Source organism: Neoalteromonas facilis (assembly GCF_002807665.1).
GTDB classification, from domain to species: domain Bacteria; phylum Pseudomonadota; class Gammaproteobacteria; order Enterobacterales; family Alteromonadaceae; genus Alteromonas_E; species Alteromonas_E facilis.
The window spans coordinates 325,829-339,069 of record NZ_PEAY01000001.1; the positions used below are offsets into that span (position 1 = coordinate 325,829).

The following is a 13,241-nucleotide window of genomic DNA, read 5'->3' on the forward strand; positions in this document are numbered from 1 at the left end:
TAGCTGCGGATTGAAGGTTAGCGTGTTTTTACAGTATCCATTTAACCGCAAATGGCTTCGTCACTCCGGTGTTGTTAGTTGTACAAAATAAGTTAAATCATTCACCTCTGCATAGTCGTTAAAAGCATGCCAAAGCAAATCAAAATGCTCAGAGCCTTTGGCAACGCCAAAATACGCATTTACTTCAAGCAATGGGGTGACAGTAACCTCGTTAGGGAATGAGAGGCCGTTTTGTTGCATTAAATGGAGCACGTTCGACTGATAGGAGATAAGCGCACTGGTCCGGCGCTTTAAAAATAATTGCAGTGCGGCTTCTGCAGTGGGTAAATCGATAAAGCGGTAGTTTTGATCAACTAAATTCTGTCGGCCTCCGTTATATTCAAAACCGCGGATCGCAGAAATGGTTTTTAACTCGTTGTCGTTTGCATGTCTGTAAAGATTAATTATCAAGTTCTTTAATGGTGGTTCGACGAACTCAACATAGGGCCGCAAATCCGTGGTTGATTTAACATTGACGGTAAAATCGACTTCTGAATTTTTAATAAGGCGGTACATTCTGGCCGGTAACGTACACACAACCTCAAGTTTAATATCGTAGTGGGCTAGTACTTTTCTGGAGACATCTATATTTTCGCCGACACACTCTCCCGAGTCTTTGTCAATGTAAGCGCTTGGCGGAAAGAGTGACGCCCCCAAGACTACGGTTTTTCGCTCTGCGTGAGCATAGGGCAATATTGCTAGTAGGCTTGTGCATAAAACTAAAAGATGCAGTTTCATAGATATTCAGTACAAACAGCCAATTTATTACTACCTCTCAGATTAAACGCCAACTTATTGAAAAAATCAAACACGGGCGAGAACATAAATAGGTAACGACACTCACGTGTTTTTAACCGTAAACCCTTTGTTTTAATCCATTGATAGGTTGTCAAAACAGTATGCTAGCTTCAATCACTTGATGGCTTTCGATTAAAGTGCCAGTTAAAACCGAATTTCGTTCTATTTATTTGAATGCTTTGGTCAAAATAATGCGATTTTATTTCTAATTAGTTATTCATATTATGTTTCCACTGAATTTTTAGAGGTACACATCACATGAAGAAAATATTAGTTATCCAGTCGAGCTTAAATTCCAGCAATGGAAACTCTTACAAGTTAGCGGAAAAGTACATCAATGAACTGACCAAGACTATGTCTGTTGATGTGTCCACGCGAAATCTTGCAGATTCAGAGCTTCCTCATTTGAACGACGCAGAAATGAGCGCATGGATGACGCCAGAAGAAGCAAGGTCCTCTGAACAACAGGCTCTTGCACAAATTTCTGACGAAATTGTATTAGAAGTTGAACGCGCAGATGAAATTGTCTTGGCCGTTCCGATGTATAACTTTGGCATTCCCAGTAGTTTAAAAGCCTGGTTTGATCGGTTAGCTCGCGCAGGGAGAACGTTTAAATATACAGAAAATGGCCCGGTAGGCTTATTGAAAGATAAAAAAGTAACCGTGTTAGCTGCGCGTGGTGGTATTTATGCGGGAACACCTCTGGACACGCAAACAGAGTATTTAAAGCACTTTTGGCAGTTCCTGGGGGTTAATGACGTCAATTTTGTTTACGCAGAGGGCTTAGCAATGGGCGAAGAGGCGGCAAATGAAGCGTGGAAATCTGCGGAGAAAAATATTTTTGAACTTATTGGAGCCTAGTGACTCTTAATCTCTGTAGGGTGTTTAGTTTCCTTCCTACCGTGTGTTCCAAGTTGAGTGTGCTTGTTTTTACCCCGCATTATTGCGGGGTTTTTTTATCTCAACTCTAGGCGACGCTCTGTGTCACTCATGCATTATTGTGCCAACGCAGATTTAATATCGGCAATTAAGTCGTCGTCGTCGGGTTTCGTGAATGATGAATAACTTTCAACTACGTCACCATTCTTGTTTACCAGGTATTTATAGAAATTCCATTTCGGTGTCGTACCCGATTTCTCAGCTAACATCCGGTACAGCGGGTCGGCGTCATCGCCCCTTACCGCAACGGCCTCAAACATTGGAAACTTGACACCATAGGTTAACTCACAAAGTTCTGCTGTTTTCCCTTCATCATCGTCCTCTTGGTTGAAATCATGTGATGGAAATCCAAGTACTGCAAAACCTTGATCCTTGTAATCAGCGTACAGTTTTTCCAAACCCTCGAATTGTGGCGTAAATCCACAGTAGCTGGCGGTGTTGACAACTAATAAGGTTTTACCCTTGAACTCACTACATAAATTAACGGTTTCCTGTGAGTTGAGTTTACGTTTTACAAATTTAAGTACGTCGGGGCATTCTTCTACTGCGAATACCGGCGTGCTAGCCAATAAAAACAATCCTATCAAACTGTTACTAATTAATTTCATATCAGATCTCTAACGCGATGTGTTGGTTTTTATTAGCCTAATTTAAACTAAAAAGATCACTCGCCCCAACCAATATTTTCGATGAACTTCGTGATTTTACTGACGACCTTGTTTGACCAGAGGTAACGTCTTAGTGCTATAGTTTGGCGCGAAATAAAAACAGGAACTCAACATGTGGAAAACAACTAAGCCGTTGCTGATTGTTGTGATCAGTACAACACTTACTGCGTGCGTAGCAACGCAAACGCCCAGCACCGCATCAGCCAACAATACGACGGTTGCGGCGCCCAAAACCGTTACTCCAGTCCAATCCGTGGAAAATGCAACGGGCGCAATAACACTAGAGCAAATAATGTCGGACCCAGATTGGTTAGGACGTCAGCCAACCTCTCCGGAATGGTCATTAGATGGTGAATCTATTGTTTACAAACGCAAGCGAGAAGGTTCTGTCATTGAAGATTATTTTGTCGCTAAACCCGGCATTTTAAATAACGGTGAAGCCGTTGCACTTAGGGAGTTGCATACTGTTGAGCGCGAGAGGCAGGTTTCGAATAGCGATAAATCGCTAACAGCCTGGGTGTTTGAAGACAATATCTACGTGTATAAACATGATACCCAAACGGTGGTTCAGGTTACTCGCGATAGTGATGTGCCGCGTGACCTTTTGTTTATGAATGACGGTAGGTTGGCTTATCGTGTTGATAATCGTTATGTTGCCGTTAGCTTGCAAAATGGTTTCAGTGAAGAGTTAGTACACTGGCAATATGCGAACGAGCCTGAAGCAGTAAGCGAGGCAAAAGATTTTATTGCACGAGAGCAAATTAAACTGATCGATTACATCGCCAACAAGCGTGCTGATCGACAAACCCGCGCAGATTACACCGATGAACTGAAAGCGCAGAATAATACTGTAACGAATAACCGGTTCTACCTCCCTAAAAGTCATGAAAACGTAGCGGTTGCGCTATCGCCGAATGGACAATATTTGATCGTTGCCAGTCGCGAAGACCTGCCGACCCGTTCTGACGGCGATATTATGCCGAACTATATTCAAGAAGATGGACGCATTGCAGCGGATCGGGTTCGCCAGCGTGTCGCAGATACGAAGCCTGAAAGTCACAGTTTGTGGTTGTTAAACTTACAAACACATAAAATGACCGAGTTGGAAAAGCATGTTTTACCGGGCTACAACGATGATGTCTTGGCTGAAGTAAAACGTGAAAATGCAGAGGCTATTGGCGAAGACTATCAGGTAAATCGCCTGCCGCGAGATATTGGATTGCTACAAAGTTGGTATGGGTTATCGCCAATAGTGTGGCACTCAAACGGTAATCAAGTAGCCATTATGCTTGAAGCATGGGACAACAAAGATCGTTGGATCACAACGGTTGATTTTGATAAAGCACAGTTAGAAACCCAGCACCGTTTGTCGGACGAAGCTTGGATAAATTATGCCTATAACCAGTTTGGCTGGCTAAATCAAAGTGAAACCCTGTATTTCCTATCAGAAGAAAGCGGTTATTCACATTTGTATGTAAAACCTATTGATGGCGACGCTAAAGCGCTAACAAGTGGTAATTATGTAGTTGATAACGTCACGCTATCTGATGATGACGCATTTGCATACTTTACCGCAAATGTTAAACACCCTGGTATCTACGAGGTTTACCGCGTACCACTTAACGGTGGTGATAAGGTGGCATTGACTGATTTAAACGGTATGACTGATTATGTACTGAGCCCAGATGAGACGAGTTTATTACTCACTCATAGTAAGCTTACGATGCCACCTGAGCTGTATACGCTTGCACTTCAAAAAGCATCAGCTTCGCCGGTTAAGGTTACTGATACGGTTAGCGATGCGTTTTTAGCATTACCTTGGGTGGCCCCCAGTATAGTGCCTGTTCAATCGTCCCATGATGACGCGCCTATTTATTCTCGCGTTTATTTGCCAACCAATGAATCGAGCGAAAAGCGTAAAGCAGTGATTTTCAATCATGGTGCAGGCTATCTACAAAACTCGCATATGGGGTGGTCAGGCTATTTCAGAGAGTTTATGTTCCACAGTATGCTGGCACATGAAGGCTATGTTGTTATGGATATGGACTATCGAGCGTCTAAAGGCTACGGTAGAGACTGGCGTACTGCTATCTATCGTCGAATGGGAACGCCTGAAATTGAAGATTTGGTTGATGGTGTAAAGTGGCTGGTCGAAAATGCAAATGTAGATGAAAGCCGTATAGGTACATATGGTGGTTCTTATGGTGGCTTTATGACATTTATGGCTTTATTTACCAAGCCTGAGTTATTCCAAGCGGGCGCCGCGTTACGTCCGGTAAGTGATTGGGCGCATTACAATCATCCTTACACTTCGAATATCCTCAATACACCTGACGTTGATCCAATCGCGTATCGCAGAAGTTCACCTATTTATTTTGCCGAAGGGTTGGAGAAACCGTTATTAATCAACGCACCAATGGTAGACAATAATGTATTCTTTGTTGATGTTGTGCGATTAGTACAACGACTGATTGAACTGGAAAAAGAAAACTTTGAAACGGCTATTTATCCGGTAGAACCGCATGGCTTTGTCCAGCCAAGCTCGTGGTTGGATGAATACCGACGTATCTATAAACTGTTCGACGAGAACTTGTAACGACAAAAGCCCTCTACTGAGGGCTTTTCTTTAGCGCGTAAAAAAGTCCAAAGATTACCCCAGCAAATGCGCCAAATGCGTGTGCATTGACAGCGACAGAGGCGTCAATAAGGGCTGCTATGTCACTGGTATCACCGCCGAATTGCTCAAATCCGATCTTTATAAATAACCCAAGTAATAGCAGCCAACCGGTTTTGTCTTTGTTGCGTATATCCAGACAAGCACCCCAAGCGAAAAGACCGTGAAGGGCACCCGATAAGCCTACATATGTCATATCGGGGTCGACAATGACTAACCCAACACTGGTTAAAAGGGAAATGCCTACCCAAACAATAATGAGGCGTTTAGGCGTGTAGTAATCGCCATGCAAGGCCCAAAGCAATACAAGACCTGCTAAATTTAACAGTAGATGCCACTCGTTGGTATGCATGAGATGGCCAGAGAGCATACGATAGATCTCACCATTACGCACATGCTCATAGTTAAGGGCAAATAATTTCGACGCGGCGGGGTCGAATAGCCAGCCTATGACGGCAGCTAAGCCAATAAATAATGGTACAATCCACAAGCGAAATGCGGTGGGAAATGAAAGCCTATTCATAAACGTGAGTCGAATTTATTATTTCGTTGGGTATCATACCGTTATATACGTTAAAGTCATGTGCCATATACCGGCATTAAATACCTGCTAGGGTACATTTTAAGGAATAATCTCATGTCAGATATTATTGTTACCAACAATAACAACGTGACTCGCATCACAATCAATCGTCCAGACAAGAAAAACTCTCTTACTCGAGAAATGTATGATGCAATGGGTGATGCAATAGACGCTGTGGCCGATAACGATATTAAGGTTGTTGTTATCGAAGGTGCGGGCGATTGTTTTACCGCTGGCAATAATATTGCAGATTTTGCCTCGGTAGGTGATGCCGAACATGTGAATGAAACAGCCCACTTTATGAATGCGTTGATGCGCTGTGAAGTCCCCGTCGTTGCAAAAGTTAGAGGAATAGCGGTTGGCATAGGTACAACCTTATTGCTGCATTGCGATTTTGTTTACTGCGATGACAGTGCGCGGTTTATCATGCCGTTTATTGATTTAGGTCTAGTACCAGAATATGCATCCAGTTATATATTGCCCAGATTGGCCGGACATCGTAAAGCCGCTGAATGGCTGATGTTAGGTAAGCCGTTTAATGGTGAAGAAGCAGAGCGTTTTGGGATAGTGACGGCTCAGTTTGATGCAGAACAATTAGACGACATGGTTGAAAAAGTCATCACAGCATTGTGCGCCAAACCCAGAATGGCATTGCGAACGACAAAAAGATTGATGAAAACCGATCACCAAAGTGTCGAAGAGCATATGAATGAAGAACTGGACTACTTTATCGATGCTATGCGTTCAGAGCCCGCTCAAGAAGCATTTGATGCATTTTTAAATAAGCGTCCAATTAATCCAGAGAAATTCAATTAAATGATGTTTAGAAAACTTTTAGTTATCACCCTTAGTCTATTTTGGTTCACGACTACTGTAGCTGTTGCACAGTCTGGCCCTCAGAAAAGAGAAGATCGAGAGCCTGAAGCGGCAACTGGCTATTCAGATAAAAAAGCCTTTAGTGCGAACAGTTACATGGTCGTAGCGGCTAATCCCTATGCGAGCTGGGCCGGCAGGAACATTATCGACAAAGGCGGCAGTGCAATCGATGCCGCTGTCGCTATTCAAGCAATGCTAACTTTAGTTGAGCCACAATCCTCAGGGATCGGTGGCGGTACGTTTATTTTGTATTGGGACAATGAAAATAAGCGTTTGCATACTTTCGATGGTCGCGAAACCGCGCCTGCAGAGGCTAACGCTTATCTTTTCACTGAAAAGGGTAAACCGATTAAATGGAGAGATGCTGTCGTTGGTGGTCGTTCTGTTGGTGTTCCAGGCGCATTGAAAGCATTAGAGTTAGCCCATGGTGAATTCGGCGAGCTTGATTGGTCTGTCTTATTTGACGATACCATCGTAACGGCACAAAAGGGGTTTACAGTATCAGAGCGTTTACATCGATTACTTTCTCTGGGAGTGCATCCAGGGTTAAAAGAGTTTGCTGCAACGAACAGTTACTTTTTCCCCGGCGGACAGATCCTTCAAGTTGGCGATAAAAAGCGTAATATTAAATTAGCGAATGTGCTGCGCAAGATTGCCAGTCAAGGTGCCGATGCATTTTACAAGGGTGATATTCCCGCGCGTATTGTTGATGCTGTAAAAAATAGCCCGATAAACCCTGGTGTACTGGAAATCTCTGATTTCGAAAATTACCAAGCGGTTAAACGAGAACCCGTTTGTGGTACTTATAGAAAAAATCGGGTTTGTGGTATGGCACCGCCAAGCTCAGGTGGTATCAACGTTATTCAAATACTCAAGATGCTAGAAGGGTTTGAGGTTGGGAATATGACGCCCAATTCGTTAGATTTTGCTCATGTATACACCCAAGCAACGGCAATGGCTTATGCCGATAGGGATTTGTATGTTGCCGATTCGGATTTCACTAACTTGCCCTATGCCGCGTTGATAAACGATACCTATTTATCACGACGCGCTGAAGATATTAACCCTGACGGTAAGATGCGCAGGTTCAGGGCAGGGCGTCCGTATTCAGAGGCACAACTTAGCCCTGACTATGCAATGGAATTACCCAATACTAGTCATATCGCAATCGTCGATAAGAAAGGTAATGTCGTGTCGATGACCTCTAGTATTGAGTTTATGTTTGGCTCTGGCCTTATGGTTGAGGGTTTTTTATTGAATAACCAATTGACAGATTTTTCATTAGCCCCCACACGCAATCGTCGTCCTGTATTAAATCGTGTAGAGCCGAATAAGCGCCCACGCAGTGCGATGGCTCCTACAATAGTTTTCGATGACAAAGGAGATGTGAAATTAGTGATTGGTTCACCCGGTGGCTCTCGGATCATTAGTTATGTTACGCAAACGATTATCGGCGTAGTAGATTGGGGCTTAAATGTGCAGCAAGCCATTAATCTGCCAAAGATAACGAACCGCAATGATTATACGGCACTGGAAAAAGGCACGCCTGCAGAATGGCTTAAAGAAGGATTAGAGTCGAAAGGGCATACTGTTAAAGTGATAGACTTAAACAGTGGTTTGCATGGGATCCAGATTGAAAAGGGGACCTTGATAGGTGGTGCAGATCCCCGTCGAGAAGGCGTAGCGGTGGGGCGTTAGCGAACAATATGCCACGTTGTTTGACGGCCTGCTAAATAAATAACGCGTTGGCCGTCAAATACCGCACTTTGTTCAAGTTTTATTTGTACCCATTGATTATCCCACTCACTCACTTGTGCTTTGATATTGCCTTCGATGGCATACGCAGTGTTTGGATACAATGCCCAATCGCCCTGAACAGGCGTTGGTCCTTGATTATCCCACATCCCAATGGTTGGCCCTGGCGCATGACCGACAAAGCCCAGTGGATGGGTATAGGTGCTGCTGATGATCTTGGCACTTTCACTATCTTTAATTGTATTAGCCAAGATCTCGTTGCCCGACAAGCCTGTTTTGAAGTTACTGGTTAATATGTCTTGCCATTGGTTACCGGTTGCTAATGCATCTTTTAACCCTTTTGGCACATCTTTTTCACCCAAACCTAGCACGTAGCCCATTTCCTGAGTATCAGTACACAGATTTAGATAGCATATTCCCACATCAGTATGCAGTACATCACCAGGCAATACAGTGCGGTTGTCTTTACCCATAAACACATCGGCTTGTTTGGTTCCATCCCCACGACGTTGAATATTGACGTAAGGCTGAAACCAAGGTCGCAATTGAAGATCTTCGAAGCGTTGTCTGATATACCATGCAATGTCTGACGTAGTGGTAACGCCGGGTGTTATCACTTTGTTAGAGAACGCCTCAGCAATTACACCGCGAGCAAGTGAAACAATTTGCGGATAAACCGCTAATTCTTTTGGGCTACGGGTTTCGAACCAACGCACCACCAGCGATTCAGAACTTACTAGTCGTTGCTGAAATTTTTCCGGCAGAACGTTGCGCAATTTGGTGTATAAACCAACGCTTAAGCCATCAGCCACCGCCCAATCTTCGCTCATGTTGATGCCAATACGCTTTGGATCACGCTCTGCAATTACTTCCGCTAATCTTTGCCACTGCTGCTCAACACTGCCGCCGTCCCATACGGTCGGATAAAGCGTTCCAATAGGGTAACGGCTTACACTGAAACGCTCGACTGAACCATCAGCCTTTTTGGCGAAAACCAACAATGTAGTTCGCCGCGCCGCGAACGTCGGTTGAGGAACTAGCGTGTAAAACAATCTATCTTCGCCATACTCTCGATTAATCACCAGCCACATATCAAGGCCTGATTCATCCATTAATTTGGGGAGTAGGTTATCAAGGCGGTCAACCACCATATCGTTAATAGGCGTTACTCGGTCTTGAAAGCTTAATACATCTGGTAAGTCTTTAATTTCACGCCCTTGGTCAAAGGCGGTCGCTGCCTGTGCGGACAAAGCAGATAATACAAATGATATGATGAGAAGCACTCGCATATAGATAAATACTCCAGTAAGTGTATGAATTTGTTTGCGCAGAGTTTGTTATACCTTCTACACAAGAATATTCAAGTGAGGTTGCAATGAACGGTTGACGTTATCGTTGAATGGCTATTCCAAATATATATTAAATGCTCTGGCAGTTTGATGTGTAATGCTTGCCTACTAACGTGTTTAAACCATAAATGTTAATCAATCACAGGGAAGTTCAATAAAATCCTTTCTCGCAAATAACGATGAGTACATTTGTTCTAGATAATTCGTTTGCGTGATCCACTCATCTATTAAGCCACTAAGCGACACGTAATAAGCTAATGGGTCAGCAGTGTAGTCCGTGCTACGTTCGAAGATCGCGGCGTTGAGTTTTGTAACGACATTCGCGTAATTATCCTGCTGAAAGTGGATTAAAGCACCAATCTCAGTAGCCAGCTCGAAATTGGCATGTAGCAGATAGCCAGATTCACCGGCAAGAGCCCAAGCTGAATAGCGAAGTGATTTTTGTTGGTACATCGCTTCAAGGTTTGTATCTGGTGTTTGTTGTCCTGGCATACTTTCAAGCTGCGAAATTGTGCCATTTACAGTGGCAGACAAGCCTTTTTGACGCGGGATGTAGTCATTTTGCAATAGGACTTTGTTTAATTTTAATTCTGATTTTACATTGCATAGCGCAATGAGAGTTCGCTCCTCTATATCAGATGCTTCATCCCAATCTTGCAAAGCGAATGCCAGCAAAATACTGACGCTGATAAACCCAGATTCGGCGAACACCGCTCGCCAATTGACTGGCTTCTTGGCTTGTTTGGGGCGGCGCCTTGTAAAAAATGGCATTTGGACAATTAACTCTTGGCCTAAAGACTGAAGCGTAAATTCAGTGGAATATAATGTTCAGGTAAGTTTATTAAAATTAAACCGACAATCACAGCACCAATTGGAATCGATTTTTTTAGAGATGAGGTAATTAACACCGACCTAGGTAAACGATATAAAAAAGCCAGCAAAAAATGCTGGCTTTTTCTAGGTTTCGTAAACGCGTATAAATTATGCAGCCTTAGCTGATTTAGCCTTGGTGGCACGTTTAGCAGGCTTCTTGGGAGTCGCTGCAGCTACAAGCTCTGCAGGATCAAAGTCATCAACGTTAATCGTACGTAAACGACCAGCTTCGGTGCGTTTCATCAGATCAGCTTCTTCATCGGATATTATGCCTTCTGCTAATGCTAAGTCAGCAAGTTTGTCCAAACCTGTCATGGGTAGCTTTTGCTTGAACGCTTTACATATGCGTTCAAAAATAGGCTCAACAGCAAGGATGTTGTCCAATGTCAGCTCTAGATCGCCCAATAAATTGCCATCTTCACGCGTAATATATTGGCCGTAAATCAAGCGATTTCTCGCCGGGCAGGGACTTTGTAGAATTTGCGCGACTTTATGCTCTGTAACATCTGATGGCTTGTCAAAACGACGTCCAAACGGCATTACAAGAACGCGCATAAACGCACTAACTGCTGATACTGGGAAGTTACGAATGAATTCATCAATTGCCGTTTCGGTCTGATAAATTAAGTCGTGCATTGCCCAGTTCAATAGAGGCAAATCTTCTTGATTGCGACCTTGCTCATCAAAACGTTTAAGTGCAGCACTGGCCAAGTAAATATTACTTAGGATGTCACCCAAGCGGGCAGATAAACGTTCTCGACGTTTGAGGTCTCCACCGAGCACACCCATTGAAATATCAGTAAGTAATGCAAGATTTGCCGAATAGCCTTGTAACAATTGATAGTAGCGACTTGTATCATCCTTAAAAGGAGTGCTGCTTAAACGGCCTCCAGTAAGAGTAAACCATAAGCTCCTGAATGTATTGCCAATTGCAAAGCCAATATGACCAAAAACAGCTTTATCAAATTTGTCTAAGCTGTCTTTGCGGTCGCTTATCTGTGAAGCACGAATTTCTTCTAATACGTATGGGTGGCAACGCATAGCGCCTTGACCAAATATCATCATATTGCGAGTTAAAATATTGGCACCTTCAACCGTTATTGATATTGGTGCCCCTTGATAACCACGCCCAATGTAGTTATTAGGCCCTAAACAAATGCCTTTACCACCATGAATATCCATGGAATCGTTTATAATAGTCCGCATTCTTTCAGTAAGGTGATATTTACATATCGCTGAGATAACCGATGGCTTTTGCCCCATATCTAAAGCGGCCGTCGTCATGCTTGTAACAGCATCCATCAGGTAGGCATTTCCGCCAATTCTACCGAGCATTTCCTCAATACCTTCCATATGGCCGATAGGAAGTCTAAATTGACGACGAATACGTGCGTACGCACCGGTTGATGCGGCGATAGATTTCGCGCCGCCTGCAGCGGAAGAGGGCAATGTGATGCAGCGTCCTACCGATAGACACTCCATTAACATACGCCAGCCTTTACCGGCCATTTGCTCTCCACCGATGATGTAGTCCAGTGGAACGAAAATGTTTTCACCACGTACTGGACCATTTTGGAACGGAACGTTTAATGGGAAGTGGCGTCTGCCAACATCTAGTCCTTTGGTATCGCGAGGGATCAGAGCACATGTGATACCGACCTCTTCTTTATCACCAAGTAAACCGTCAGGATCGCGTAACTTGAATGCTAAACCGATAACCGTAGCAACTGGTGCCAGAGTGATATAGCGCTTATTAAAGGTTAAACGCATTCCGAGAATTTCTTTACCTTCCCATTCACCTTTGCACACAATCCCAAAGTCAGGGATCGCACCTGCATCAGAACCGGCTTCAGGGCTAGTTAGTGCAAAACAAGGAATCTCATCCCCTACGGCAAGACGCGGTAAATAGTGATCTTGCTGCTCTTTCGTACCATAGTGTTGTAATAGTTCACCTGGGCCTAATGAATTTGGCACACCTACCGTGCTTGAAAGCACTGCACTTACGCCGGCTAATTTTTGCAAAACACGTGATTGCGCATAGGCTGAAAAAGCCAACCCACCGTATTCTTTCTTGATGATCATGGCGAAGAACTTGTTGTCTTTTAAGTATTGCCAGATTTCCGGTGAAAGGTCCGCGTCTTTATGGTTGATCTGCCATTCATCAACCATGTTACAAACCACTTCACATGGGCCATCTAAAAAGGCTTGTTCCTCAGGCGTCAAACGAGGCTGAGCGTAAGCATGAAGCTTATTCCAATCCGGCTTACCGGTGAAAATGTCGCCATCCCACCAGACTGTACCTGCATCAATAGCTTCCTGTTCTGTTTCTGACATCTCAGGCATAACTTTTTTGTAAAAAGCGAGTAATTGACTGCTGATATGTTTCTTTCTTATATCTCGATTCACAAAAGGAACCGTCAACAATGCAAAAACGATCCATCCGAACAAGCCAATGTCACCTGCAAGCGTGCCTACAATCATCACAGCACCTAAGCCGATAACGCAGTTAAGTAATGAAGTTTGTTTATAGGCTGATACGGCAACTACCGCTACGCACAATAAAAACCAAACTAAATCAGACATATTGCCTCCTGAAAAAGGGTGAAAAGTCACCGGGAAGTGGTCATAGGTCAGACCAGATTTAACGTAACCTAATATTACCTAAACGAAAGATCAAGCAAAGTGGA

General features: G+C 43.7%; 10 protein-coding genes. 4 read left to right on the forward strand and 6 right to left on the reverse strand.

Annotation, left to right across the window (positions count from 1 at the left end):
- Nucleotides 1–60 precede the first annotated feature (60 nt).
- Nucleotides 61–777, reverse strand: a complete 717-nt coding sequence (locus CSH93_RS01430) for a substrate-binding periplasmic protein (RefSeq protein WP_100641217.1) — start codon at nt 775–777, stop codon at nt 61–63.
- 318 nt (nt 778–1,095) lie between these two features.
- On the opposite strand from CSH93_RS01430, the gene CSH93_RS01435 reads away from it, so the two are divergent.
- Nucleotides 1,096–1,698, forward strand: coding sequence for an FMN-dependent NADH-azoreductase (locus tag CSH93_RS01435; RefSeq protein WP_100641219.1), 603 nt, complete (start codon nt 1,096–1,098; stop codon nt 1,696–1,698).
- A gap of 134 nt (nt 1,699–1,832) precedes the next feature.
- On the opposite strand, the gene CSH93_RS01440 is transcribed toward CSH93_RS01435, so the two are convergent.
- Nucleotides 1,833–2,384 (reverse strand): glutathione peroxidase, encoded by a 552-nt coding sequence (locus CSH93_RS01440; RefSeq protein WP_100641221.1) that lies wholly within the window; start codon nt 2,382–2,384, stop codon nt 1,833–1,835.
- 172 nt (nt 2,385–2,556) lie between these two features.
- Here CSH93_RS01440 and CSH93_RS01445 point away from each other — a divergent pair, with 172 nt between their 5' ends.
- Entirely contained in the window at nt 2,557–5,040 is a 2,484-nt protein-coding gene (locus CSH93_RS01445; RefSeq protein WP_100641223.1) for a S9 family peptidase, read from the forward strand.
- Nucleotides 5,041–5,053: 13 nt separating this feature from the next.
- Here CSH93_RS01445 and rrtA read toward each other — a convergent pair whose 3' ends face one another.
- Nucleotides 5,054–5,641 (reverse strand): rhombosortase, encoded by a 588-nt coding sequence (rrtA, locus tag CSH93_RS01450; protein ID WP_100641225.1) that lies wholly within the window; start codon nt 5,639–5,641, stop codon nt 5,054–5,056.
- 114 nt (nt 5,642–5,755) lie between these two features.
- Here rrtA and CSH93_RS01455 point away from each other — a divergent pair, with 114 nt between their 5' ends.
- Together CSH93_RS01455 and ggt are read left to right on the forward strand one after the other, a co-directional pair.
- Complete coding sequence (locus tag CSH93_RS01455; RefSeq protein ID WP_100641227.1) at nt 5,756–6,517, forward strand: enoyl-CoA hydratase; 762 nt, start codon at nt 5,756–5,758, stop codon at nt 6,515–6,517.
- Nucleotides 6,518–8,275 (forward strand): gamma-glutamyltransferase, encoded by a 1,758-nt coding sequence (gene ggt, locus CSH93_RS01460; RefSeq protein WP_100641229.1) that lies wholly within the window; start codon nt 6,518–6,520, stop codon nt 8,273–8,275. It abuts the gene before it with no gap.
- Here ggt and CSH93_RS01465 read toward each other — a convergent pair.
- From CSH93_RS01465 to fadE, 3 genes are all read right to left on the reverse strand, one after another.
- Nucleotides 8,272–9,621, reverse strand: a complete 1,350-nt coding sequence (locus CSH93_RS01465) for a M24 family metallopeptidase (RefSeq protein ID WP_100641231.1) — start codon at nt 9,619–9,621, stop codon at nt 8,272–8,274. The genes ggt and CSH93_RS01465 overlap by 4 nt on opposite strands.
- Nucleotides 9,622–9,816: 195 nt before the next feature.
- Nucleotides 9,817–10,452 (reverse strand): hypothetical protein, encoded by a 636-nt coding sequence (locus CSH93_RS01470; protein WP_100641233.1) that lies wholly within the window; start codon nt 10,450–10,452, stop codon nt 9,817–9,819.
- A gap of 210 nt (nt 10,453–10,662) precedes the next feature.
- Nucleotides 10,663–13,137, reverse strand: coding sequence for an acyl-CoA dehydrogenase FadE (fadE, locus tag CSH93_RS01475; RefSeq protein WP_100641235.1), 2,475 nt, complete (start codon nt 13,135–13,137; stop codon nt 10,663–10,665).
- Nucleotides 13,138–13,241: the final 104 nt, after the last annotated feature.